The sequence below is a fragment of the Stenotrophomonas sp. TWI169 genome (assembly GCF_039674705.1).
GTDB lineage: Bacteria > Pseudomonadota > Gammaproteobacteria > Xanthomonadales > Xanthomonadaceae > Stenotrophomonas > Stenotrophomonas maltophilia_P.
The window spans coordinates 37,006-61,305 of record NZ_JBDJOB010000011.1 but is presented as its reverse complement, the minus strand read 5'-3'; the positions used below and the strand labels follow the sequence as shown (position 1 = coordinate 61,305).

26 protein-coding genes, 1 tRNA gene and 1 pseudogene are annotated in these 24,300 nt (G+C 66.4%); 9 read left to right on the top strand and 19 right to left on the bottom strand.

Going from position 1 to position 24,300, the window contains the following annotated elements; all coding sequences use genetic code 11:
* The first annotated feature begins 17 nt into the window (after nt 1-17).
* Complete coding sequence (locus ABE543_RS10510) at nt 18-815, top strand: hypothetical protein (protein WP_346475663.1); 798 nt, start codon at nt 18-20, stop codon at nt 813-815.
* A 72-nt stretch (nt 816-887) separates the two neighbouring features.
* Here the strand turns inward: ABE543_RS10510 and ABE543_RS10505 are convergent, their stop codons facing one another.
* From ABE543_RS10505 to ABE543_RS10490, 4 genes are all read right to left on the bottom strand, one after another.
* Complete coding sequence (locus ABE543_RS10505; RefSeq protein WP_019661831.1) at nt 888-1,109, bottom strand: CsbD family protein; 222 nt, start codon at nt 1,107-1,109, stop codon at nt 888-890.
* Nucleotides 1,110-1,323: 214 nt separating this feature from the next.
* Nucleotides 1,324-1,461: an entericidin A/B family lipoprotein gene (locus tag ABE543_RS10500; protein WP_053520147.1), complete on the bottom strand. Its 138-nt coding sequence runs from the start codon at nt 1,459-1,461 to the stop codon at nt 1,324-1,326.
* Between the two features lie 158 nt (nt 1,462-1,619).
* Entirely contained in the window at nt 1,620-2,540 is a 921-nt protein-coding gene (gene rocF, locus ABE543_RS10495) for an arginase (RefSeq protein ID WP_053520148.1), read from the bottom strand.
* A 389-nt stretch (nt 2,541-2,929) separates the two neighbouring features.
* Nucleotides 2,930-3,085, bottom strand: a complete 156-nt coding sequence (locus ABE543_RS10490; protein ID WP_346475662.1) for a hypothetical protein — start codon at nt 3,083-3,085, stop codon at nt 2,930-2,932.
* Nucleotides 3,086-3,323: 238 nt separating this feature from the next.
* Here ABE543_RS10490 and ABE543_RS10485 point away from each other — a divergent pair, with 238 nt between their 5' ends.
* Both ABE543_RS10485 and ABE543_RS10480 read left to right on the top strand, forming a co-directional pair.
* Nucleotides 3,324-3,728 (top strand): hypothetical protein, encoded by a 405-nt coding sequence (locus ABE543_RS10485; protein WP_346475661.1) that lies wholly within the window; start codon nt 3,324-3,326, stop codon nt 3,726-3,728.
* Nucleotides 3,729-3,847: 119 nt separating this feature from the next.
* The gene (locus ABE543_RS10480; RefSeq protein WP_197572247.1) at nt 3,848-4,240 is read left to right on the top strand and encodes a RidA family protein; all 393 of its coding nucleotides are present in this window, start codon (nt 3,848-3,850) and stop codon (nt 4,238-4,240) included.
* A gap of 229 nt (nt 4,241-4,469) precedes the next feature.
* Here the strand turns inward: ABE543_RS10480 and ABE543_RS10475 are convergent, their stop codons facing one another.
* Complete coding sequence (locus tag ABE543_RS10475; protein ID WP_197600113.1) at nt 4,470-4,763, bottom strand: helix-turn-helix domain-containing protein; 294 nt, start codon at nt 4,761-4,763, stop codon at nt 4,470-4,472.
* Nucleotides 4,764-5,176: 413 nt separating this feature from the next.
* On the opposite strand from ABE543_RS10475, the gene ABE543_RS10470 reads away from it, so the two are divergent.
* Nucleotides 5,177-5,980 carry a hypothetical protein gene (locus tag ABE543_RS10470; RefSeq protein WP_197600114.1) on the top strand — a complete coding sequence of 268 codons (804 nt, stop codon included), beginning with the start codon at nt 5,177-5,179 and terminating at the stop codon, nt 5,978-5,980.
* Between the two features lie 1,000 nt (nt 5,981-6,980).
* On the opposite strand, the pseudogene ABE543_RS10465 reads toward ABE543_RS10470, so the two are convergent.
* From ABE543_RS10465 to birA, 5 genes and pseudogenes are all read right to left on the bottom strand, one after another.
* Nucleotides 6,981-7,283: pseudogene (locus ABE543_RS10465) on the bottom strand (DNA methyltransferase); the annotation flags it as partial.
* Nucleotides 7,284-7,427: 144 nt separating this feature from the next.
* A tRNA-Thr gene (locus ABE543_RS10460) sits at nt 7,428-7,503 on the bottom strand.
* Nucleotides 7,504-7,700: 197 nt separating this feature from the next.
* Nucleotides 7,701-8,534, bottom strand: coding sequence for an SPOR domain-containing protein (locus ABE543_RS10455; protein WP_346475660.1), 834 nt, complete (start codon nt 8,532-8,534; stop codon nt 7,701-7,703).
* Nucleotides 8,535-8,543: 9 nt separating this feature from the next.
* Nucleotides 8,544-9,275 carry a type III pantothenate kinase gene (locus ABE543_RS10450; RefSeq protein ID WP_053520152.1) on the bottom strand — a complete coding sequence of 244 codons (732 nt, stop codon included), beginning with the start codon at nt 9,273-9,275 and terminating at the stop codon, nt 8,544-8,546.
* On the bottom strand, nt 9,272-10,240 hold the full coding sequence (gene birA / locus ABE543_RS10445) for a bifunctional biotin--[acetyl-CoA-carboxylase] ligase/biotin operon repressor BirA (protein ID WP_053520153.1): 969 nt from the start codon (nt 10,238-10,240) through the stop codon (nt 9,272-9,274). Before birA ends, ABE543_RS10450 begins: the two co-directional genes overlap by 4 nt.
* Before the next feature lie 142 nt (nt 10,241-10,382).
* On the opposite strand from birA, the gene ABE543_RS10440 reads away from it, so the two are divergent.
* Both ABE543_RS10440 and ABE543_RS10435 read left to right on the top strand, forming a co-directional pair.
* Entirely contained in the window at nt 10,383-10,661 is a 279-nt protein-coding gene (locus ABE543_RS10440) for a hypothetical protein (protein ID WP_053520154.1), read from the top strand.
* Nucleotides 10,628-11,416: a M90 family metallopeptidase gene (locus tag ABE543_RS10435; protein ID WP_193395749.1), complete on the top strand. Its 789-nt coding sequence runs from the start codon at nt 10,628-10,630 to the stop codon at nt 11,414-11,416. The genes ABE543_RS10440 and ABE543_RS10435 overlap by 34 nt, the downstream gene beginning before the upstream one ends.
* Nucleotides 11,417-11,493: 77 nt before the next feature.
* On the opposite strand, the gene ABE543_RS10430 is transcribed toward ABE543_RS10435, so the two are convergent.
* The 4 genes from ABE543_RS10430 to dusA all read right to left on the bottom strand — a co-directional run bounded on the left by ABE543_RS10430 (nt 11,494) and on the right by dusA (nt 15,319).
* On the bottom strand, nt 11,494-12,918 hold the full coding sequence (locus ABE543_RS10430; protein ID WP_279942181.1) for a sensor histidine kinase: 1,425 nt from the start codon (nt 12,916-12,918) through the stop codon (nt 11,494-11,496).
* 25 nt (nt 12,919-12,943) lie between these two features.
* A complete protein-coding gene (locus tag ABE543_RS10425) occupies nt 12,944-13,627 on the bottom strand; it encodes a response regulator transcription factor (RefSeq protein WP_053520384.1) in 684 nt (227 codons plus the stop codon).
* 73 nt (nt 13,628-13,700) lie between these two features.
* A complete protein-coding gene (locus ABE543_RS10420; protein ID WP_053520383.1) occupies nt 13,701-14,075 on the bottom strand; it encodes a hypothetical protein in 375 nt (124 codons plus the stop codon).
* 212 nt (nt 14,076-14,287) lie between these two features.
* Entirely contained in the window at nt 14,288-15,319 is a 1,032-nt protein-coding gene (gene dusA, locus ABE543_RS10415) for a tRNA dihydrouridine(20/20a) synthase DusA (protein WP_346475659.1), read from the bottom strand.
* Between the two features lie 159 nt (nt 15,320-15,478).
* Here dusA and ABE543_RS10410 point away from each other — a divergent pair, with 159 nt between their 5' ends.
* Together ABE543_RS10410 and ABE543_RS10405 are read left to right on the top strand one after the other, a co-directional pair.
* Complete coding sequence (locus ABE543_RS10410; protein ID WP_053520135.1) at nt 15,479-16,459, top strand: cation transporter; 981 nt, start codon at nt 15,479-15,481, stop codon at nt 16,457-16,459.
* 110 nt (nt 16,460-16,569) lie between these two features.
* Entirely contained in the window at nt 16,570-16,995 is a 426-nt protein-coding gene (locus ABE543_RS10405; protein WP_049464150.1) for an organic hydroperoxide resistance protein, read from the top strand.
* A gap of 91 nt (nt 16,996-17,086) precedes the next feature.
* Here ABE543_RS10405 and mmsB read toward each other — a convergent pair whose 3' ends face one another.
* The 5 genes from mmsB to ABE543_RS10380 are packed head-to-tail and all read right to left on the bottom strand — an operon-like array spanning nt 17,087 to nt 22,620.
* Nucleotides 17,087-17,977, bottom strand: a complete 891-nt coding sequence (gene mmsB, locus ABE543_RS10400) for a 3-hydroxyisobutyrate dehydrogenase (RefSeq protein ID WP_065174196.1) — start codon at nt 17,975-17,977, stop codon at nt 17,087-17,089.
* The gene (locus tag ABE543_RS10395) at nt 17,974-19,143 is read right to left on the bottom strand and encodes an enoyl-CoA hydratase/isomerase family protein (protein ID WP_065174195.1); all 1,170 of its coding nucleotides are present in this window, start codon (nt 19,141-19,143) and stop codon (nt 17,974-17,976) included. The genes mmsB and ABE543_RS10395 overlap by 4 nt, the downstream gene beginning before the upstream one ends.
* Nucleotides 19,140-19,937, bottom strand: a complete 798-nt coding sequence (locus ABE543_RS10390) for an enoyl-CoA hydratase (RefSeq protein ID WP_053520138.1) — start codon at nt 19,935-19,937, stop codon at nt 19,140-19,142. Before ABE543_RS10390 ends, ABE543_RS10395 begins: the two co-directional genes overlap by 4 nt.
* On the bottom strand, nt 19,934-21,100 hold the full coding sequence (locus ABE543_RS10385) for an acyl-CoA dehydrogenase family protein (RefSeq protein WP_065174194.1): 1,167 nt from the start codon (nt 21,098-21,100) through the stop codon (nt 19,934-19,936). Before ABE543_RS10385 ends, ABE543_RS10390 begins: the two co-directional genes overlap by 4 nt.
* Nucleotides 21,101-21,114: 14 nt before the next feature.
* Nucleotides 21,115-22,620, bottom strand: coding sequence for a CoA-acylating methylmalonate-semialdehyde dehydrogenase (locus ABE543_RS10380; protein WP_053520140.1), 1,506 nt, complete (start codon nt 22,618-22,620; stop codon nt 21,115-21,117).
* A 112-nt stretch (nt 22,621-22,732) separates the two neighbouring features.
* Between ABE543_RS10380 and ABE543_RS10375 the strand changes: the two genes are divergently transcribed.
* Nucleotides 22,733-24,100 carry a short-chain fatty acyl-CoA regulator family protein gene (locus ABE543_RS10375; protein ID WP_262218887.1) on the top strand — a complete coding sequence of 456 codons (1,368 nt, stop codon included), beginning with the start codon at nt 22,733-22,735 and terminating at the stop codon, nt 24,098-24,100.
* The last annotated feature ends 200 nt before the right edge of the window (nt 24,101-24,300 follow it).

Sequence of the window (24,300 nt, the reverse complement as noted above, 5' to 3'; positions counted from 1 at the left end):
CCCACCGGAGTTCCCACATGAAACGCCTGCTGCCCCTGCTGCTGATCCTGCCCCTGGCCGGCTTCCGCCCGGTTCCGCCGCCACCGCCGATGCCGCAGGACGGCCCTGTGCGGATGACCCTGATCGACCGCGACCGCGGCACCGAACTGCGCAGCCATGCAGCCGATGGACAGCGCTGGGTGGCGGGCGAGCGCGGCCATCGCTATGCGGTACGCCTGTACAACGACAGCCCGCGGCGAGTGCTGGTGGTGCTCTCGGTGGATGGCATCAATGCCATCTCCGGCGAAGATGCCGACCCGTCGCAGACCGGCTATGTGCTCAACCCCGGCCAGCGCGCCGACATCACCGGCTGGCGCAAGAGCCAGGATGAAGTCGCGCAGTTCGTCTTCAGCAGCCCCAGTGGCAGCTATGCCAGCCGTACCGGCCGTGCGGACTACATCGGCGTGATCGGCGCGGCGGTGTTCGAGGAGGCCCGTCGCTGGCCGCTCCGACCGGAGCCGCTGCTGCGCCGTGGCGCCCCGGCACCGGCCGCTGCGGAATCCGCTGCGGACGCCAGCGCCAGCCGCATGGACGGCTACTCAGCGCGGTCGCAGGCACCGTCGCTGGGCACCGGTCACGGCGCGCGCGAACGCTCCTCGGTGCGTGATACCGCATTCGAACGGGCCAGCCGCACGCCGGCGCAGGTCGTGCAGCTGCGTTACGACAGCGCACGCGCGCTGCGCGCACGCGGCATCGTGCTCGACCCGCCTTCGCGCCTGCCGCGCGAGCCGCAGGCGTTTCCGAACCGCTACGTGCCGGATCCGCCGACACGTTGAGTCCCTGACAGCACGACGCCCGCACCAGAGGGTGCGGGCGTCGACGTGGGGGAACCGCTTACCGCCGGCTGCTTACTTGTAGTCCGGGTAGTCCTTGCGCACGCTGTCTTCGAAGTCACGGACTTCCTTCTCGGCGCGATCCTTGGCCCAGCCATACCGTTCCTGCAGGCGGCCGGCCAGATATTCGGCATTGCCCTCGGCCACATCGAAATCGTCGTTGGTCAGATCGCCCCACTTGGCCTGGGCCTTGCCCTTCAGCTGCGACCACTTGCCGGAAATGATGTCTTTGTTCATTGCTGGGAATCCTTGGTTGCAACGGCGTTCTTACCGTGACTGCAGCTTCCCGCATCCGCTGTTGAAAGGCGGTCAACCGCTCATGAAACACATGCTCACGTGCTTGAATGGTTCACTCCATCGCCACACGCGATGGCGACTACGCGGCCATACACACGCACGAAAAAAAGGCCGGGAAGATCCCGGCCTTTTTCTGTTCCACACCGCGTCGGGCTTAGTTGCCCTTGGCGGCATCCTCGACCTTTTCACCGGCCTTCTGCACGTCCTTGCCGGCACCGGCAACGGTGTTGCAGCCGGCCAGCATGGCCACCGAGAACATCGACAACAGCATCAGGGCAACTACGCGCTTCATGGGCTTCTCCTTGGGTTCGCCGCTTCACCGCTACAACGCGGATGGGGTTCTGTCGCTCGGCAGGCAGGGCCGAAGCCACCGCCGCCGCGTGAGGTGCAATCTGGCGGCTGCGGCGTGCAGCGGGCGTGAACGGATCGGCGATCCGTTCAGGGATGCCCTCAATCGCGCATCAGCGTGGATTTGCCGAACAGGCTTTCCACCAGGTCCACGGCCAGTTCGGCGGTGGCGTTCTGCTTGTCCAGCAGCGGATTGAGCTCGACGATATCCAGCGACCCCATGCGCCCGCTGTCGGCGATCATTTCCATCACCAGCTGCGCTTCGCGGTAGTTCACCCCGCCCGGCACCGTGGTGCCGACGCCGGGTGCAATGCTCGGGTCGAGGAAGTCGACATCGAAGCTGACATGCAGATGGGTGCTGTCATCGATTCCGGCCAGCGCGGCCTCCACGGTGCGCTTCATACCGTTCTCGTCGATGTAGCGCATGTCGTAGACATCGACCTTGTGGGTCTTGATCAGGCGCTTCTCTTCCGGGTCCACCGAGCGGATGCCGATCTGGTGCACCTGGGCGGGCGTGATTGCCGGCGCACTGCCGCCCAGACGGGTCAGTGCCTCCGGCCCCAGCCCGCACAGGCAGGCCACCGGCATGCCGTGGATGTTGCCCGACGGCGTGACATCACTGGTATTGAAGTCCGAGTGTGCATCCAGCCACAGCACGCGCAGGGTCTTGCCCTGCTCGCGGCACCAGCGGGCCACCGCGGTGATCGAGCCGATGCCCAGGCAATGGTCGCCCCCGAGCATGATCGGCATGCGCCCGGCCTGCAGCTCGGCATAGCTGGCCTCCATCAGTGCATGGTTCCAGGCCACCACCTCGTCCAGATGGCGGTAGCCTTCAACCGGCGCGGTCCACGGGTTGCGCGGGCCATCCAGGTTGCCCAGGTCGCGCACGTCCACGCCGCGCGCCGCCAGCGCCTCCGGCAGGCCCGCCACGCGCAGCGCTTCCGGCCCCAGCCGCGCGCCCCGATGGCCGGCACCGACATCGGTGGGGACGCCGATCAACGAGACGGAAATGGGATGGGCCATGGGTGCCTCCTGCAACGGAAAAAGAAGCACAGTCTAGCCAGAGCTGTGTGACACGACTCGCGGCGGTGCAGCAGGGCAGATGCGGTCAGCGGTGGCGGAACACCGCACGGCAACGCAGTGTCGGAATCGGCACGGCTGGGCGCCCGTGGGCGATGTAGCCAGCCCGCACGTGAGCGATGGGCCATGACGACGCATGCGCGGATGCAGGGCCACCCGGGCTGGGCGGATGGCAGCACTGAGGCGTCTACGCCAGTGCCGATCCTTCAGCACCATCAGGATCGGCGCTGCACTTGCCGGCCATTGCCGTTAGCATCGTGACTGCCGTCGTCTGCCGCACCGGTTAAGCCAGCTCTACTTCGCGTATGTCGCGTCCATTGCCGCGCGTGGGATCACTGGAATTCCGCCCTTGCAAAGGCATCGCGCAGGATGTCGCTTTTGCCTTTACATCGCGCCAAACAGGCCAAAAGCGATAATTCATTTTTTCTTTCGAATCGCACGAAGTCATTGGAAAGAATGACTGGCGGGCGGTGTTTGCGCGTGCGCATGATGAATCGCCACCGACAACGGGTGGCCCGGGCTCCAATCCCGGAAGTCGATGTTGTTTACGCTTGTCAGTCGGCGCCACCTGTCTCGGGGTGGCGCCGGCTGGCAATCCGTCTGCCGATCTACGGCGGGCGGTGCGTGGGGGCCTTGTGCCCGCCGGTTCATCGACTCCGGTATTGGAACCACGCATCGTCCGCCACCCTTTGCGGGTGGCGCCTCTGTTCCGCATGAGGATGTCCCATGACCGCACCCCGCTACCCCTATCTGCTTGCCACCCTGGGCGATGCCGCCGAGCACCTGCCCCGCGAACTGGCAGAGCCGTTGGAAGCTGCGCTTTCCGCTGCCGTTGATCTGCCTGAGCCGATCACGCTGGTGGGCTGCCTGCAGCGCATCCGCAGCGGCGATGCCGCCGATGGCCAACCGTGGAAGGGCTCCGTGCCCAGCCCAGGCCAGGGCGTGACCCGTGCGCGTACCGACCGCGCCGCCGCCGGCCTGATCACGCTGCTGGAGGTATTCCACGCCGCCGAGCGCGTACGTGTGGATGGCGCCGAAAAGGACGACATCGGCAACGGCGCGCGCGAAGGCCTGCTGCTGGCCTGCCGGGGGCTGGCGGAGTATGTGGAGCTGCAATTGCATGCGGCATGAGCCGCGCCACGACCGCCAATTGTTTTGATTCGGCAAATAGTGATGGCGCTTTATAGGCGTTTATCCAGCCAATGCCGAGGACTACCTTAGGGCTCATCGATCCCCTTCTGGAGAATCCCATGAGCAAGCGCAATGCCGTTTTCCCGGCCGGCCGGCAGGACCTGTACACCTCGCAGACCTATTCGGCTGCGATCCAGTCGGGTGACCTGCTGTTCGTGTCCGGCCAGGTGGGCAGCCGCAGCGACGGGACACCCGAGCCCGACTTCGAGGCGCAGGTCCGCCTGGCCTTCGCGAACCTGGAGGCAACCCTGAAGGCCGGTGGTTGCGGGCTTGACGACATCGTCGACGTGACCACCTTCCATACGGACCCGCAGAACCAGTTCGGAACCGTCATGACCGTAAAGAGCGAGGTGTTTCCCGAGAAGCCCTATCCCAACTGGACGGCGGTAGGCGTCAACTGGCTTGCCGGATTCGACTTCGAGATCAAGGTGATCGCCCGCATTCCGTGCTGAGCATGCCGCCTCCGGGAGATCGTGTGCGCGCCTTACTGCCGCCCCGCAGGGGGATCAGCTCGTAGCCGGCACGGACGAGGAACTCGGCGTCGTCGAATGATGGCATATCGGCGGGGCACCGCTCGGCATCATTGATCCCGTGAGCTCTGGCAGGCTCCGTCTCCTGGTCAGTCGTAACCTTGCGCCCGCGGTCTAGCACGCCGTGGGCTTTTTCTTGTGCGGCCATCGGTCAGCCCTCCGACTTCTTGCGAAGGCTGGCGGCACGGCGGCGGCCGGCGAGCGCGGCCTGGGCGGCGCGCTGCACTCCTTCCCCCATCGCCTGCCCGCTCGCGTAGTCGCGCAGGTCGCCCACGCGGTAGCGGATTAGCTTCGGGCCGACGCGGGAGAACTTCGGGCCGACGCCCTGGCACCTGTACCAGGCGAGCGTCGTGTACTTGAGGCGCAGGAACTGCGCGGCCTCGTCGGCGGTGAGCAGGGCGTCGTCGGGCAGCGAGTGCAGCTCCGCGAGCAGGTTCGTTTCCATCTCTTGTGACTCCGGGCAGGCTCCCGGCGCGGCGACGTGCCGCGTCGGGACTGCCTGCTGTGCGTCGCAGAGATGGACCCGTTACTCCCCTCAGTCGGCGGGGCGGGCCTCGGCTGTTTGGGCCGCCGAAAGCCTGGCTGGGTCGGCGGCTGGTGGCGCCGACAAGACACATGATGCAACAAGCCGGCGCGCGAATATGCCAACGTTTGTGCGGTCGCCCCGGTGAGTCCAGGAGGTCCGGTCAGGTACAGGCGGCTCAGTGCCAAGGCGGACGCGTCCGGACGCGACATGGGCCAATCTGGGAATCGTCGTGGTCCACAAACTCAGTACCGAAGGCCTGTGGTGATTTGACAACCGACGCACATCGCTTTCATCGGCTTGTGTGATTCCGCAGGGGCGGTTAGCCTCATTGCATGAACGCACATGCTCAGAATGACGACGGATTGGATCCCACTGAAAAGAAGTTCCTCGGCGCAATCCGCCACCATCTCGCGGGATGGCGGACCAAGATCGAAAAGGACTTTGGAAAAGAAGCTTACGATGAGGAGCTCTCGAAGCTTGCTGGCGACCCGGTCTATTCAAAGTTTGCGTTCGACTGCCCTGAATATGTACTCGTCCGCTTGATGGGTCGCATGAGCATCAGTGTGGGTCGGCGACTAGGCGAGATTTACGACAAGATCCCCCGGTTCGTGGCGTCTGCGCGTTTTGACGTCGCGCCTGAAAATGTCGCTGAAAAGTTCAACGGACTTGAACTTGACATCGGCCTTCGATATGAGCTTCTTTCCGACGAAGATAAGGCCCATTTGTCCGCCGTGCTGGCCAAATATGGCGCCGACGGATCTGAGACTGGTGTAGGGATTGAGATACGGTACAACTTCAATCCCAATGACAGCGCCCGACTGCGCAAAGATGTGGATATGGCTGGGTACGTGCAAGCCGAGGGCCTATTTCCTCTCTACCTCATCTACTCCGCAATCAGCCCGCGCGACGAAGCGATCGCACGGCTAACTAGAGCTGGGTGGCACTTTCTTCAGGGCGAGGGAGCTTCTGACTTCACCACTCAGCTCTTCGGTGCGGATTTCCTGGGCATCCTCGAACGACCAGAGGTGCGAGACAGAGTGCACGTAGAGGTACGCGAACTCATGGCTAGCATCTTCACTTCGCACGCATTCGCGCAGGTTGCTCGTGAACAACCTGCGGTCGAGATTACTTCTTAGCGTAGACGATCGACTCGAAGAGATTTTTGCCGCTGTGGCGTCGGCGGAATCTGTGTACGTCAAACGTGCGGTAGCCAAGGCCCATGCGATCGACAATTTCACCTAGCATCACGTCAGTTTCGACGTAGATGCCTTTTATCCATGAGTTCCCAACCACATACGCGAGGCGAGCGTCCTTCGTAAGGATTGGCTCCATCTCTTCAATTTGCGCAGAAAGGCGATTGAAGTAGTGCATCACGTAGTTGGCCATTAGATTGTCTTGCGCCCTTATTGCCTCAGCCACGGGGCCCACAACGGCTGCAACCGCAGAATTCCTCGGCGTGAAGATCCCCTTGGACAGCTCTGAGGTCGCAGTGCCCCAAGTGCCGCCGATGGTTCTCTTATCAAGCTCCGACGCTTCCTTCGCGGTTTTCATCAACCCCAGCATAAAAAGGTGAGGCCTCGTATTCCATACGTAGCTATACCGATTCGGGTATGGCGGTGACGTAATAACCGCTGATACGCGGCGATCCAACTGTAGGTTGGACAGGTCAGTGCTGTTCTGGTGATAACAGCGGGCGCTTCCGCGCAAATGGGCTCCAGATGCGCGCAGTTCCTCAAGATCGTCAGCGATCCGGCCAACATGGCTGCTGAAAATTGCCCAAACATCAATGTCATGGTTGCTTCGGTCAATAAAGTGCAACTGCAACCGCCCGAGCGTGACATTGGTGAGGTCTGGTACGAGAACTCCTGCAAGAGCAAGCAGGAGGAGGCGCCTTAAATGAGAGTCTTCGGTCGCGAAGATGGCGCGCCGTAAGAAGAGGAGCTGAACGAGCACATCGGGTCGCCACCAACGGGTCGCATTATGTATTGGCGGAATCGAGAGCCCGTTTACCTCGAGGTCGTCGAGTGACACTCCTTCAGCTTCTGCTACGGCAGCGCTGAGACGTGGTAGTTCATTGCGCAGACGCTCAGGAGCCACCCCCCATTCGAGACTTGCTTCATTAACGAAGTGGAGCAGCGGATTGATTTCGAAGCCAACAGCGTCTCGACCCTCAAGCTTGGCCTCAATGAGAGTCGTACCGGCACCAGCGAAAGGATCTAAGACGGTCTCATTGTCACGGACTCCTAGACGCTCCATCATCGCCTGAACGAGTTCCGGTCCGAAGCTGGGCGTTAGCCTGAACCAGCGATGCACCTGGTTCGCGAGACCGTTTAGGAAAGTTGACTTGGAGACGTGAATGTCGTCGTAACTTACAAGGTCGGCAACAGCCGCTGCCTCTCGCTCGTCAGCTTGAAGGTCCAATGTCAAATTCTCATTCATTCTGTTCCGGCCTTAATACATTGTGCAGAGTAGATGTTGCTGTCGTCTCAAGCTCAGAGACAGTGGAACCATATCGCGACGCCACGAGTTAGTAAGCAACACACGTTAAAAAAGGGACAGCCTGTGGGGCTGCCCCTCCCAAATTGGTGCCGCTTGTCCGAATCGAACGGACGACCTACTGATTACAAATCAGTTGCTCTACCGACTGAGCTAAAGCGGCGATGTCGTACTTCTCTTGCTCAAACCGTGTCCGGCTTGTCCCACAGTTTACGCTCGGGCCAGTCTAAAGCCTTGCCGCGCTTAGCCTTCTGGCTCGTCACCACAACAACCGCGTCCGAGTTACAAGACAGTTGCTCTACCAACTGAGCTAAAGCGGCATGGGTGACGCACCGGCGGCAGCGCCGCGGTGGGGGGATTCTAGCGCAGTCGCGCGCATTCCAGCGACTGTTGCCGGGCGGCGCCGCTGCGCTGCTGCACCTGCGCAGGCTGTGCGGTGCCGGCCAGCTGCCCGTCCAGCCACCACTGGCCGGCATCACCGCTGGCCACCAGGCGCGGCTGGAAGCCGGCGGCCTGCACCGCAGCGATACGCCGCTCGGCGCCTTCGCGGTTGCGGTACTGGCCCAGCGCCACGGCGTTGGCATCCTCACCCTGGCTGATGATGTAGTAGTCGCCCAGGCCCGCAGCGACGATGCGCTTGACCGTGGCCTGCGCCTCTTCGCGGCTGGCGGCGGCCGGCAGCAGCACGCGGTAGCGGGCACTGCCGCTGGCGGCCGGCTGCTCGCGCAGGCGCGCCTGGCTGAGCAGCGTGCCGGCCCGGCCCTGCGCTGCGCTGGCGGCGGCACGATCGGCGAACGGACCCAACGCGATGCAGCGCGGCGGCTCGCTGGCGGCAGGCGCCTGCGCGACCGGCGGTGCGACCGGCGCCGGCGCTGGCGTCGGGCTGGAGGTTGCTTCCGCAGCCGGCGCCTTGGCCGGCTCGGCTTGCGGCGTGGCCGGCGCGGCAGGGGCAGGAGTGGACGCCACGGCGGTCGCCGCTGCGGGGTCGCGCTCCACCAGTGCTGGCGCCGGTGCCTCCGACGATGCCTGCGCGGCCACCGCCGCATCGGTGCCGCCGGGCACCCAGCGCAGTTCCGCCACGCCGGCGGGCCGCGGTGGCGGCGCAGGCTTCTGCGGCGCATCGCGCAGCAGCCACCAGCAGGCAACGCCAAGATTGAGGATGGCCAGAACGACGATCAGGGCACGGGTGAGCATGCGCGGATACTAGCCTGCAGGCTGGTGCACCGCCCAGCGGGCGAGGCCGTCCAGCACCAGCGAGGGGTGGTAGTCGGCGCCGTCCAGCAATGGCATCAGCGCGGGCGCGCCGCCACCGTGCACCAGCAGCGACGGCATCACACCCAGCAGTGCCTGCGCCTGCTGCGCACTGCGCTCGACCAGCGCCACCGCAGCACCATCGCAACCGGAGGCGAGTGCGTCGGCGGTGTCATTGGCAAACTCGCTGTAATCGCCGCCACTGGCGGGCAGCTGCACGGCGCGCGCATGCAGTGCTTCGCGCATGGTGGTGGGTGATGCGGCGATGCGGCCGCCGTGATGCTGGCCACGGGCATCGAGCAGGTCGATGGTCAGCGCCGTGCCCACGCCCACCACCAGCACCGGGCGCTGCGCCTTGGCGGCGGCCAGCAGGGCAAGGAAGCGATCCACGCCGAACTTCTCCGGGCGCGCGTAGGCGATGCGCACGCCTGCGCATTCGGCGCTGGTGCGCACCACATGCACGTGGTCGAACCGCCGCTGCAGCTGGTCCAGCATGGCGCTGGTCAGCGAAGGTGCGGCCACGCTGGCGACGAACGCCGTCGCGCCGCTGGGCAGGCTGTGCGGCGGCTGCCCGGCCATGCCTTCGGCGCCATGCGCCCAGGCCTGTACGTCGCCCGCGCGATCCCCCTGCAACGGCGCGAACTTGAAGCGCGAATTGCCAAGATCGAACAACCAGTCGCTCATGCCGCCCTCACCGTGACTTCGCCGGCATGCAGGCGGCGCTCGCAGCCGTCGATGCTCACGCGCAGCGCGCCGTCATCGGCCAGGCCCAGTGCGGTGCCGTGCTGCCACTGCCCCTCCAGCTCGACGCGTACCTCGCGGCCGGCCAGCATGTCGAAGGCGGCGTAGCGCGGCAGGAACGGGGCCAGCCCTTCGCGGTCGAATTCCTCCAGCGCCGGCAGCAGCCGTGCAAGCACGGCGGCGACAACGATGTTGCGGTCGACCGGCGCGCCGGCCAGTGTGTCCAGATCCACCCAGGGCTGGGTGATCTGCTCGGCGAACGAGGGCGGCATGTGCGTGTTGATGCCGATGCCGATCACCGCGCGGGCCGGACCGGCGTATTCGCCGCCGCCCTCGGCGAGCAGGCCGACCAGCTTGCGACGGCCATCGACGATCAGATCATTCGGCCACTTCAGCTGCGCCTGGGTGAAACCCAGATCGTGCAGCGCTTCGGCCACGGCAATGCCGGCAACCAGGCTCAGCCCCGCCAGCCGGCCAAGGCCCCCGGAGAACAGGCGCAGCACCGACAGATAGACGTGGGCCGCCAGCGGCGAGGCCCAGGTGCGGCCGCGCCGCCCCCGCCCTCCGGTCTGGCGTTCGGCCAGCAGGACGCTGACCCCGCGCTGGGGCGCGCTGCACCGCAGCAATTCGGCATTGGTGGAATCCACCGTCCAGGCCACCTGCAGGTCATGCAGCAGGGACAGGGCATCGGCCGGCAGGGCGGCACGGATGGTCGCCGGGTCCAGCAGCTCGACCGGGCGGGTCAGGCCATAGCCTTCGCCGGCACGGCCCTCGATATCGACACCTGCGGCCCTAAGCCCTTGAATGCGCTTCCAAATTGCCGCCCGGGTCTGGCCCAGCTCACGAGCCAGGGCGTCGCCGGACAGGCGACCGGCAGCGAGTTTGGCCAGCAATTGGCGATCGTCCACGGCAGCTTCCACGAAGTCAGGACGGAATTATGCGGGAAAGCCGCCAGCGACGCCCGCGACGGGGCCGGCAGCGAGCTTCCAATCCGGCGCCGGGTTCGGGCTAGAATCGGGAACTCACCTTCCCTTAACGTGGATGTCGTCAATGCGCCGTTATGCCCATTGCCTGATCCTGCTGACGATGCCCTTCGCGGCGTCGGCCACAGCAGCACTGGATGACAGCCGCGGCGCCTGTGTGTCCTCCAACGGCGATGCCGCCTCGCAGCGCGCACCGACGGCGTCGACCACCACGGCCAAGCCTGCTCCGGCACGCCCGGCGGCCAGCAGCGCCACCAGCACCGGCGGTGGCGGCAGCGATGAGGACATGCTGCAGCGGCTGCGTGCGCCGAAGTGGCACAGCTACCTGCCGGGAATGTTCCGCTGATCAAGTCGTTGCTGCAGTGGCTGCGGCCCGCACCGCGGCCGATCGAAGACGCATACTGGGATGAGGCCTGCCGCCGTGCGGCATGGCTGCAGGGGCTTTCCGACGAACGACGCGCCCGGCTGCGCACGCTGGCGGCGCGCTTCCTGCATGAGAAGACCATCACCCCGATCGGCAACCTGCAGCTGCAGGCCGCCGACGGCGTGCTGCTGGCGGCCCTGTGCTGCCTGCCACTGCTCGAGTTCGGCGAGGTGGGGCTGCAGGGCTGGTCGCAGCTGATCGTGTACCCCGACGCATTCCGCGTGCATCGCAGCCACATGGATGCGGCGGGCGTGCTGCACGAATGGGACGACGAGCTGATCGGCGAATCGTGGGACAGCGGGCCGTTGATCCTGTCCTGGGCCGACGTGCAGGCCGATCTGGCCGCACCGCACGAGGGCTACTGCGTGGCCGTGCACGAGATGGTGCACAAGCTCGATGCGCTTGACGGCGCGATGGACGGCACACCGCCGCTGCCGCGTGCTTGGCAACGTGAGTGGGCTGCTGTCTTCCAGCAGTCCTACGATGCGTTCTGCGCGCAGGTGGATGCCGGCCAGGAGACGCTGATCGACCCGTATGCCGCCGAAGCACCGGAGGAGTTCTTCGCGGTCGCCAGCGAGTACCACTTCTCCGCCCCGGACGTGCTGGCCGAAGCGCTGCCCGATGTTGCCGCACATCTGCGGCGCTTCTACGGTGAACCGCCGGCGCGGGGCGGCTGAGTCATGTCATCGGTTCGCCGGGCATGGCTCGGCGCTACCCGCATTCGCCTCGACCGGCGGATCGAAGCAGGCCCGCCCTACGGGCCCGGCGGCAGACGCACTTCGAAGCGGGCGCCTTCCAGTTCGCTGGAACGGCCGACCGCCAGTTCGCCGCGGTAATCCTTGATCAGGTCCTGCACGATCGACAGGCCGATGCCGTGGCCCTGCACGCGTTCGTCGCCACGTACGCCACGCTGCAGCACCTTGCCGATATCGTCCGGCGCGATGCCCGGGCCGTCATCGTCCACGGCCAGCAGCAGGCCGGCGCGGCGTGCATTCGGTGCCGGCAGGGGCTGCGCGGTCAGCAGGACACGGCGCTTGGCCCACTTGAAGGCGTTTTCCAGCAGATTGCCCAGCAGTTCCTGCAGGTCACCCGGCTCGCCATGGAAGCGCGCGGCCGGATCGATGTCGAACTCGCACAGCACGCCCTTGGCCGCATAGACCTTTTCCAGGCCCCGCACGATCTCTTCGGCGTTGGACTCGATCGGCAACGGTGCGGAGAACAGCTTGTGGCCCGACGACGCAGCGCGCGCCAGCTGATAGGACACCAGGTTGTTCATGCGTTGCAGCTGCACGTCCAGCTCTTCGCGCAGCGCGCCATCACCGGCACCGCTGTCCATCTGCGTGCGCAGCACCGCGATCGGCGTTTTCAGGCTGTGCGCAAGATCCGCCAGGGTGTTGCGCTGGCGTTCGAGGTTCTCGCGCTCACTCTCGATGAAGGCATTGATGCTGTCGGTCAGCGGTTCCAGCTCGCGCGGGTGGCGCTCGCTCATGCGCTCGGTCTCGCCGCGCTGCACCTTGGTCAGCTCGGTGATCACGCGACGCAGCGGACGCAGGCTCCACTGCAGGATGACGGTCTGCAGCAGCAGCAGGATCAGGCCGATGCCACCCAGGTAGAACCAGACACGGCTGCGGAACACCCGCAGCTGCGCACCGAGCGCGCGCGAGTCTTCCATCACGTAGATGGTGTACGGGAACTCGGTGGCGGGATCGGCATCGGCGTCCCACACCAGGCCCAGGCCGTAGCGGTACACCGAGCCCTGGCTGCCGTCGATCTGGATCATCGGCAGCGGGCCTTCGAATACCTCCTGGCGTGGCGCAAGCAGACCGCCGCCGACGGTGGGCAGCATCGGGCCTTCGGCCGACATTGAATTGCCCTTGCCGTCCGGCATCACCACCTGCAGGTAGAGACCGCTGCCGGGCACGTCGAAGCGCGGGTCCGGTGGCTGCTCGCGGATGTACAGCGAACGATCGCGGGTGAAGTCGATGCCGGCCGCATAGGCGGTGGCGTAGTTCTTCAGGCGCTCACGCAGGTTGGCCCTCGCCGTATCGGCGAAGGCGGCGTCGAGCGCGTAACCGGCCAGGGCCAGGAACGCGACCAGACCCACGGACGCGGCGAACAGCTGGCGCGCCTGCAGGGAGCGCGGCCGCCAGCGTCGGAAGAACCACAGACGGCCGGACATCGTGCAATCGCCAGGGTGAGCCGGCTCAGCCCTCGTTGCGCGGGATCGCGAAACGGTAGCCGCGGCCGCGCACGGTCTCGATCGGCTTCAGCTCGCCGTCCGGGTCCAGCTTCTTGCGCAGGCGGCCGATGAACACTTCCAGCACGTTCGAGTCGCGGTCGAAGTCCTGCTGGTAGATGTGCTCGGTGAGGTCGGCCTTGGAGACCAGTTCACCGGCATGCATCATCAGGTACTCCAGCACCTTGTACTCGTAGCTGGTCAGGTCGACATTGCTGCCGGAAACGCTGACCGTCTGCGCGGCAAGATCCAGTGCGACCGGGCCGCATTCCAGCGTCGGCTTGCTCCAGCCGGCGGCGCGGCGCAGGAGCGCGTTGACGCGGGCCAGCAGCTCTTCGACGTGGAACGGCTTGACCAGGTAATCGTCGGCGCCCTGCTTCAGGCCCTCGACCTTGTCCTGCCAGCTCGACCGCGCGGTCAGGATCAGCACCGGGAACTTCTTGCCCTCGTCACGCAGCGCCTTGATCAGCTCCATGCCCGACATCTTGGGCAGGCCGAGGTCGATGATGCCGACGTCGAACGGGACTTCGCGCCCCATGTAGAGGCCTTCCTCGCCGTCCTGCGCAGCATCGACGGCAAAGCCTTCGCGCTTGAGCCGGGCTGCCAGGGTCTCACGCAGCGGGGCTTCGTCTTCGACCAGAAGGATACGCATGAACTCTCCCTAGTGTCCTGGGTGTGGCCCGGAGGCCAGTGGGGTACGGGTTGATAGCGACAACTATCCCTGTTCAGGGGTTATCGCCGCGTAGTGAAGACATATCCGACCGCGGCGTGCGCGGCTGTGAACGCGACGGGGCGGGGTCGTCCATGTAGCGGACCCGGCCCCGGTCGTCCATGTACTTGACCCGGTTGATGTCACGACCATCGAACGGCACCCGTTCGGCGCCCAGGATGTGGCCACCGGTGGTGCGCTGCACGCGGCGCACGGCATCGGACAGCGAGCGCTCGTCGCCACGGCCACCCCGCTCGCTCCGCTCCATCATCTCCGCCCGGCCGTGTTCCGCACGCGGGGGCTGCTGTGCCATTGCCGACGACAGCGGCGCAGCCGCCAGCACCACGCAGGTGGCCAGGGCAATGCGGCAATGGAGGGGAGCGGAAGACATCGATGCGATCCTAGCCGAGCACGGCGATTCGTTCAAAAGTCGTAAATCCGGGAACCGGGTGCGGGACCCGGTCTTTACAATTCCTTTGCAAATTCTTGGTTTGGGGCAGTGAATCCGATCTGAACTTTTCCGGGCGAACCGCAGGTTTGTTCATCTAAGTGAACATTCGGGACGAATCGGCCGGCGTTGTCAAGTCAGGAATGTGACGGACGTCACGCAGCGGCACGGTCAGCGTCGCGCTCGGTGACGGCAAGGGCCTGTTCGACCAATGTCCAGTCGGCGCCTGGACGGTGCGCACCCTCGCTCAATACCTGGCGGAACGCGCGCCCACCGGGCTGCCCATGGAACAGGCCGAGCAGGTGACGGGTGATGTGCTTCAGGGCCATGCCCTCGCCCAGACGGGCCTCGACATACGGGCGCAGCGCGCGCAGCAGGTCCGCGCGCGACCGCAGCGGCGTACCGGTGTGCAGCGCTTCCAGCTGATGCAGCAGATAGGGATCGTGGTACGCGGCCCGGCCCAGCATCACGCCATCGACATGGCCGGCCTGGGCCTGCACGGCTTCGAGGCTGGCCAGGCCACCGTTGAGCACCACCGGCAGTGCGGGCCGCTCCTGCTTCAGGCGGTAGGCCCAGTCGTACTTCAGCGGCGGAACCTCACGGTTCTCCTTGGGCGACAGGCCCTTCAGCCAGGCATTGCGCGCGTGCACCACCACCATCGCTGCACCGGCAGCGACCTGGCGATCGACGAAGCTGGCGAACGCCTCGTACTCGTTGTCCTCATCCACGCCCAGACGGCACTTCACGGTCACCGGGATGTCGACCGCATGGACCATCGCGGCCACGCATTCGGCCACCAGCGCCGGCTCGCGCATCAGGCAGGCGCCGAAGCGGCCCGCCTGCACGCGATCGGACGGGCAGCCGCAGTTGAGGTTGACCTCGTCGTAGCCCCAGTCCGCGGCGATGCGCGCGGCCTGCGCCAGCAGGGCCGGATCGCTGCCACCCAGCTGCAGGGCCAGCGGCTGTTCGCTGCGGTCGAAGCCGAGCAGGCGCTCGCGGTCACCATGGATGACCGCGTTGGCGTGCACCATCTCCGTGTACAGCCGCGCCCCGGGAGCCAGCACGCGGTGGAACACGCGGCAATGGCGGTCCGTCCAGTCCATCATCGGGGCGACGGACAGGCGCAGGGAATCGGCGTAACGGGCGGTGGCGGACGTCATCGGGGCGTTGATCGTGGAGACTGGCATTGCCAGTGAGATCAATAGTTTACACCGGGTTGCTGAATGGCACCGGAGATCAGCCGATCGGCGGATTCGCCCGCAGCGCCCGCCCTATCCACCCGCGGGTCAGGACCCGACGGTACGTACCAGACCCTCGCCGCGGCGAATCCGCGCACCGGACAGCGCATGGCTCCGCTCTACAATCGGGTCATGGCTACCGATCGCCCCCACTTCTTCGACCCCACCACCGAACAGGGGGTGCTGCGCCTGTCGATCGCCGGCGCACTGCTGCTGGCGCTGACTGCGGTGGTGTTCGGCCTGCTGGCCAATTCCTCGCTCATCATCTTCGATGGCATCTACGGGCTGATCGATGTGGTGATGACCTGGCTGTCGCTGCTGGTCGCGCGCCTGATCGCGCTGTCGACCAATACCGATGCGCTGCAGTCGCGCCTCAACCAGCGCTTCACAATGGGCTTCTGGCACCTGGAACCGATCGTGCTGGGCGTGAGCGGCACGCTGATGATCGGTGCGGCGCTGTATGCACTGGTCAATGCCGTGGACGCGCTGATGTCCGGCGGCCGCCACATCGCGCTGGGGCCGGCGATGATCTTCGCCGCGCTGTCCCTGCTGGCCGAGGCAGCGCTGGGCGTGTTCGTGCTGCGCGCCAACCGCCGCATCGGGTCGGAGTTCATCGCGCTGGACGCGAAGAACTGGATGATCGCGGCCAGCATGTCGGCCTGTTATCTGGTCGCCTTCCTGGGCGGCGCGCTGGTGCGTGGCACTGCGTGGGACTGGATCGGGCCGTACATCGACCCGGCCATCCTCGCCTTCGTCTGCGTACTGGTGATGATCGCGCCGCTGGGCACGGTGCGGCGGGCATTGGCCGGCATCCTGCTGGTGACCCCACCGGAGCTGCAGGCCCACGTGGACGCAGTGGCGCGCACGATCGTCGCCAGGCATGGCTTCGTCGAACACCGAAGCTATGTGGCGCAGGTGGGACGTGGCGAGCAGATCGAGCTGTTCTTCGTGGTCCCGGCCGACGATCCGCCGCGGCCCCTGCGGGAGTGGGACCAACTGCGTGACGAGATCGGCGATGCACTGGGCGAAGCCTCGCCGGACCGGTGGCTGACCATCATGTTCACCACCGATCGGGAATGGACGATCTAGACAGGCAGGACGATCGGTCAAATTTCTCGGACGGTCTGTCACCCATCGTCCTTGGAAAGCGGGCAAAGTAGGCTCCAACGCACTACCACCCACTGACCAGGAGCATCCCGATGTCCATCGAAAAGGTTCTGTACACCGCCCAGGCGACCTCCACCGGCGGCCGTGAAGGCCGTTCCGTCTCCTCCGACAACGTGCTCGACATCCAGCTGTCGACCCCGCGCGAGCTGGGCGGCGCGGGCGGCCCGGGCACCAACCCGGAGCAGCTGTTCGCCGCCGGCTACTCGGCCTGCTTCCTGGGCGCGCTGAAGTTCGTGGCCGGCCAGGCCAAGGTCGCGCTGCCGGCCGACACCACCGTGACCGGCAAGGTGGGCATCGGCCAGATCCCGACCGGCTTCGGCATCGAGGCCGAGCTGACCATCAACGTGCCGGGCGTGCCGCGCGAGCAGGTTGAAGCGCTTGTGCAGAAGGCGCACATCGTGTGCCCGTACTCGAATGCCACCCGCGGCAACATCGACGTGACGCTGATCGTCGCCTGACCGCAAAAAAATGGGCGGATACCGGTCGAAACCAGGCATCCGCCCATCCCACCCCGGGTGGGCCCCGGCACGCGGCCGGGGACGCATTCGCTTACTTCTCGCTGGTGATGAGCTGTACGACGCTGGAGAAATCCAGCTTGCCGCGCCCGGCCTGATGATTCATCGAATACAGGTTGCGGGCCACTTCACCCAGCGGGATCGAGGCGCCGACACTCATCGCCGCTTCCACTGCCAGGCCCATGTCCTTGAGCATGAGGTCGCTGCCGAAGCCGCCGCTGTAGCCACGCGAGGCTGGCGCATTCTCCAGCACGCCCGGCCACGGATTGCACACTTCGGTGGCCCAGCTGCGGCCGGTGCTCACCGCCATCATCTGCGACAGCACCTTCGGGTCCAGACCGTGCGCCACGCCCAGTGCGATGGCCTCGCCGGTGACGGCCATGATCACGCCCAGCGCCATGTTGTTGCACAGCTTGGCCACCTGGCCGGCACCACTGGCGCCAACGTGGAAGATGTTCCTGCCCATCGCCTGCAGCACCGGGCGCGCACGCTCCAGTGCATCCTCTTCACCACCGACGATGAAGGTGAGGGTGCCGGCCTGGGCACCGGCCGTGCCGCCGGAAACCGGCGCATCGATCATCTGCAGGCCGCGTGCAGCCGCCGCTTCGGACACCTTGCGGGCGCTGGCCGGAGCGATCGTGCTGCAGTCGATGACCAGCGCGCCGGCCGGAATCGCGGCGAGAATGCCGTCATCGCCGAGGTACAGGCCTTCGACGTGGCGACTGGCCGGCAGCATCGAGATCACCACCTCGGCGTCGGCCAGGGTGTCACGTGCTGACGACGCGGCACCGGCACCGGCGTCGACGGCGGCCTGCACGGCGGCCGGCACCAGATCGAACACGCGCACGGTGTGGCCGTTCTTGACCAGATTGGCGGCCATCGGGCCACCCATGTTGCCCAACCCAATGAATGCAATGCGGCTCATGCCAGGCTCCTTTCAGCGGCAGGGGTACCCAGGTCGGCCAGCGGATGCGCGGCATCGGCCCAGGGCGAAGCGAAGAACGTATCGGCCCACAGGGCGCTGGCTTCGGCCAGCGTGGCCGGGTTCCACGACGGCGTGCGGTCCTTGTCGATCAGCAGCGCACGGATGCCTTCGGCGAAATCGCCGTGGGCAGCGCAGTGCAGGGCGACGATGTACTCCAGGCGGTAGACCGCAGCCAGATCCTGGCCCGCACTGCGGCGCTGCAGCTCGAACGCCAGCCGCGCCGAACCGGGCGCGCCGGCCGCGAGGGTCTTCTGGGCGGCCTGCAGCCAGGCATCCTCGGTCTGCAGGTGGGCGATGCCTTCGACGATGGCATCGAGGTCATCGCCGTCGCACAGTGCGTCGACCTTCGCCGCGTTGGCCAGCAGCGGACCGGTCGCGGCATCGCTGGCATACGATTGCAGCAGGTGACCCAGGCGCTCGTGGTTGCTCGCGGCGTCGCGCGACCAGGCCACCTGCAGCAGTGCATCGAACACATCGCTGCGGCGCGCTTCGGCCACGTGCACGTCGGCCAGGCCGGCATAGATCGCATCGCCCGGGTTGAGCAGTGCACCGGTCAAGGCCAGGAACAGGCCACCCTTGCCCGGCACGCGCGGCAGCAGCCAGCTGCCACCCACGTCCGGGAACAGACCGACGGTGATCTCCGGGAACGCGAGCTTGGAGCGCTCGCTGACCACGCGGTGGCTGGCACCGGACATCAGGCCGATGCCCCCTCCCATGACGATGCCATGGCCCCAGCACAGGATCGGCTTGGCATAGGTGTGGATGAGGTAATCCACGCGGTACTCGACGTCGAAGAACTCGGCCGCGTAGTCGTTGTCGCGGATATCGCTGCGGCCGGCCTCGCGGAATGCACGCATGCTCTGGTACAGGCTGTGCAGGTCACCGCCGGCGCAGAACGCCTTTTCACCGGCGCCCTGCAGCACCACCATCGCGATGCCGTCGTCGTCGGCCCAGGCATTGAGCTGCTTCAGCAGCAGGTGCGCCATCGGCAGCGAGAAGCCATTGAGCGTGCGCGGCGCGTTCAGCGTGGCGATGCCGATGCGCGCGCCATTGCCGGCCACGCGCTCTTCGAACAGGACCGGCGCTTCGTCGGCGACCGTGGTCATGCGTTCTTCCACTGCGCGGCGCGCTTTTCCAGGAAGGCGTTCACGCCCTCGACCTGGTCGGCGGTATCGAACAGATCGACGAAGGCCTCGCGTTCGGCCACCAGCGCCGAGGCGTGGGTGCCGGTGCGGGTGGACTGCACCAGCGTCTTGCAGGCCGCGATGCTGGTCGGGCTCTGCTTGCCGGCCTTCTTCGCCCATTCCAGCGCCAGCGCCTTGGACTCGCCCTTGCCGACCTTCTCCTCGGCCAGGCCGATGCGCAGCGCGGTCTCGGCATTGATGCGCTCGCCCAGCAGGATCATGCGCTTGGCCCAGCCCTCGCCCACCAGCCGTGGCAGGTTCTGGGTACCACCGGCGCACGGCAGCAGGCCGACGGTGGCCTCCGGCAGCGCGACCTGGGCGTGGTCTTCGATGATGCGCAGGTCGCAGGCCAGCGCGCATTCCAGCCCGCCGCCCATCGCATAGCCGTTGATTGCGGCGATCGACACGCCGCGGAAGCCGGACAGCGCCTCGAAGGCTTCGCCGAAGCGGCGTGCGGCCTCGCGCGCGGCGGCCTTGTCGCCGGAGGCGAACTGGTTCAGATCTGCGCCGGCGGAGAAGAACTTTTCGCCGTCACCGGTAATCACCAGCGCGTAGATGTCGCGGTCCGCATTGAGCGCAGCCACCAGGTCGCGCAGCGCGGACAGGCTGTGCACGGTCCAGGTATGCGCCGGCGGGTTGTGCAGGGTGACCACGGCGGTGTGGCCATCGGCCTCGACCTTCAGGCCCACGTGCTCCTGGGTACGCCAATCCTTCATCGCAGTTCCTCTTCGGTGTTGAGCAGGTGACGGGCAACGATCACCCGCATGATCTCGTTGGTGCCTTCCAAGATCTGGTGCACGCGGCAGTCACGCAGCAGGCGTTCGATCGGGTATTCGCGGATGTAGCCGTAGCCGCCGTGGATCTGCAGCGCTTCGTTGCAGACAGTGAAACCGGCATCGGTGGCGAAGCGCTTGGCCATTGCGCACCACACGTTGGCGTCGCTGGCGCCGGCATCGAGCTTGCGCGCGGCGGTATGCACCATCTGCCGGGCGGCCACCAGCTGGGTGACCATGTCGGCCAACTTGAACTGCAGTGCCTGGAACTCGGCCAGCGCCTTGCCGAACTGGCGACGCTCGCCCATGTAGCGGCGTGCGGCATCCAGCGCGCCCTGCGCGGCACCCAGCGAACAGGCGGCGATGTTGATGCGGCCGCCATCGAGTCCCTTCATCGCCAGCTTGAAGCCACCGCCTTCCTCTCCCAGAAGGTGGCTGACCGGCACGCGGACGTTCTCGAAGGTGATGCCCCGGGTGGGCTGGCTGTTCCAGCCCATCTTCTCTTCCTTGCGGCCGAAGCTGATGCCCGGCAGATCCGACGGCACCGCGATGGCGCTGACGCCGCCGGCACCGGCACCGCCGGTGCGCGCCATCACCACCAGCAGTTCGGTGGCGCCGGCGCCGGAGATGAAGGCCTTGGCGCCGTTCAGCACGAAGTGGTCGCCATCGCGCACGGCGGTGGTTTTCAGCGAGGCGGCATCGGAACCGGCGCCCGGTTCGGTCAGGCAGTACGAGGCCAGCTTGATGCCCGCCGCCAGATCGTTGCCCCACGCGTCGCGCAGTGCCGGCTGACCCCACTTGGACACCATCCACGAGGCCATGTTGTGGATGCTGATGTAGGCCGCCGTCGAGGGGTCGACACTGGCGAGCTCCTCGATGACGACGGCGGCGTCCAGCCGGCTCAGGCCGCTGCCGCCCACTTCCGGGTCCATGTACAGACCGCAGAAGCCCAGTTCACCGGCCTTGGCGATCGCCTCGCGCGGAAAGATGCCCTCCGCATCCCATCGCGCGGCGTGCGGCGCCAGTTCGGCCAGTGCGAAGTCGCGGGCGGCCTCGCGGTAGGCCTGCTGCGCTTCTTCCAGTTCCGTCGTCATCGAGTGGCTCATGGCTGCTCCTGCCGTTACTTCAGGCTGATCGTGGTGTTGACGCCGTGGCTCAGCGTCTCGTCATCGAACCAGCGCGCGGTGACGGTCTTGGTCTGGGTGTAGAACAGCACCACCTGCTTGCCGTACGGGCCCAGGTCACCCAGCTTGGAGGCGCGCGAACCGGTGAAGGAGAACAGCGGCACCGGCACCGGGATCGGCACGTTGATGCCGACCTGGCCGACGTCGATGTCTTCCTGGAACCTGCGCGCGGCGGCGCCGGACTGGGTGAAGAGTGCGGTGCCGTTGCCGTTCGGGTTGCTGTTGACCATCGCGATGGCGTCTTCCAGCGTTTCCGCTTCCAGGATCACCAGCACCGGCCCGAAGATTTCTTCCTGGTAGATGCGCATGTCGGTGGTGACACCGGCAAAGATGGTCGGGCCGACGAAGTTGCCCTTCTCGAAGCCATCGACCTGCGGATTGCGGCCATCGAGCACCAGCTGCGCGCCCTGCTCCACGCCCGAGGCGATCAGGCCTTCCACGCGCTCGCGCGCGCTGCAGGAAATCACCGGGCCGACATCGGTACCGGACACGGTGCCACCGCTGACCTTCAGGGTCTTGGCCTTGGCCACCAGATCCTGCACCCAGCCGCGCGCTTCACCCACCAGCACCAGCGTAGAGGCCGCCATGCAGCGCTGGCCGGCGGCACCGAAGGCGGCACCGACCATCGCATTGAGGGTCTGCTCCTTGTTGGCATCCGGCAGCACCACGGCGTGGTTCTTGGCGCCCATCATGCACTGCACGCGCTTGCCGGCCAGCGACGCACGGTTGTACACGTGGGTACCCACGCGGGTGGAACCCACGAAGGAGACCGCCTTGATGTCCGGGTGGTCGCAGATCGCGTTGACCACTTCCTCGCCACCGTGGACCACATTCAGCACGCCCTTCGGAATGCCGGCTTCCAGCGCCAGTTCAACCAGGCGCATGGTGACCATCGGGTCCTGCTCGGACGGCTTGAGAATGAAGGTGTTGCCGGTGGCGATGGCCATCGGGAACATCCACAGCGGAATCATCGCCGGGAAGTTGAACGGGGTGATGCCGGCGCACACGCCCAGCGGCTGCATGATCGTGTAGGTATCCACGCCGTTGGCCACGTTGTTGGCCAGCTCGCCCAGCTGCAGGTTGCCGATGGCGGCGGCGTGCTCGACCACTTCCAGGCCGCGGAACACATCGCCTTCGGCATCCGGCAGGGTCTTGCCCTGTTCGGCGGTGAGGATGTGCGCCAGCTCGCTCATGTTCTCGCGGATCAGCTGCTGGTACTTCAGGAAGATGCGCGCACGGGTGCCTATCGGGGTCTTGCGCCAGGTCTTGAACGCTTCCTTGGCGGCGGCCACGGCAGCGTCCACTTCAGCGGTGGTGGCGAACGGGACCTGGGCCAGCACGTCCTGGGTGGCCGGGTTGATCACGTCCTGCCAGTGGGAGGTCGCCGATTCGACGAACTGGCCATCGATCAGCATGCGGATACGGGGCGCTGCAACAGTCATGACGACATCCAGGGGTGCGAAAGATGCTTGGCATTATTCACAGCCGCCGCCTCGATTTCCGGCCTGAATCCGCTTAATCTGGCCAACACCCCTCACGATTCCTGTTAATTCTGTGAATCTACCATCCTCACAGCGCCAGCTGGGCCTGCGCCTGCTGCGCCTGCGCGAGCAGCGCGGCTACAGCCAGATCGACCTGGCCCGCGCCCTGGGCCTGTCTGCCAGCTACCTGAACCAGATCGAGCGCAACAAGCGCCCGTTGACGCCCGCCGTGCAGAAGAAGCTGGGGGAGGTGTTGGGCGACGTTTCCGCCCTGTTCGACGAGGATGAACCCGCGGCATTGCAGGAATCATTGGCCGAAACCCTGCGGGACCTGGGGCTGGCCGACGTCAGTGCCACCGAGCTGCGGGCACTGGCCGGCAACCTGCCGCAGGTGAGCCGGGCGCTGCTGGACCTGCATCGCCGCCACCTGGCGTTGCGGGAACATGCCGCCGCACTGGAGTTCCAGCTGGGCGAACCCGGTGCCGGCAGCACCCTGCCGGCGGGCGACCAGGTGCGCGAGTTCTTCAACCGCATGCACAACCACATCCCGGAGCTGGATGAGCTGGCCGAGCGGTTATTCGCCGAATGGGGACTGTCGCCGGGGCACGTCGCCCCGCGCCTGCGCCAGTTGCTGGCTGATCGCCACGGCGTGCTGGTGGAAGTGACTGCCTTGCAGGCCGGGCGCGAGAAGCGCCACTACGATGCCGGTGCCCGCCGGCTGTGGCTGCCGGACTATTTGGAGCCGGGCCAGCAGGCCTTCCAGATGGCCGCCGAACTTGCACTGCACGGCTACCTGCCGCAGATCGATACGGTGATTGCCCGCGCCGGATTCAGCGACGAGGCGCGCATCGCGCAGGCGCGCATCGGCCTGTCGAACTATTTCGCCGGGGCCCTGGTAATGCCCTACCTGCGCTTCCTGCGTGCGGCCGAAGCCAGCAGCTACGACATCGAGCTGCTGGCGCACCAGTTCGGTGTCGGCTTCGAAGCAGTCTGCCACCGGCTGAGCACGCTGGCCCGCCGCAGCGCGCCCGGCCTGCCGTTCTTCTTCATCCGTGTGGACCGCGCCGGCAACGTCTCCAAGCGTCACTCGGCCACCGACTTCCACTTCTCGCAGGTGGGTGGCTCATGCCCGCTGTGGATCGTCTACGAGGCGTTCAACCAGCCCGGCCGCATCCTGACCCAGACCGCGCGCATGCCCGATGGGCGGCGCCACTTCTGGCTGGCCCGGCAGGTCAGCAGCGGCCCGGTTGGTCACGGCCAACCACGCAAGACCTTCGCAGTAGCGCTGGGCTGCGACCTGCAGCATGCCGAGCGGCTGGTGTATTCGCTGGGGCTGGATGTGCAGAGCCCGGGCAATTCGGTGTCGATCGGCCCGGGTTGCCGGGTGTGCCCGCGCGAGGACTGCATGCAGCGCGCGTTCGCGCAGCTGCCGGGGCGATAGGGTTGGTTCGGCAGGGCTGCGCCCTGCACCTGCACAGGCCGAAGCAACGGCAACGGCAAAAGCTGGCATTCCGTGGGATGGCGGGGCGGGTCCGGTTGCGGGGGACGGCGCAAGTACGTCCATGTAGCCTCGGTCGCGCCATCCATGGCGCTCACGCCCCCGCAACCGGACCCACCCCGCCTTCGACAGATCTCCGCAAG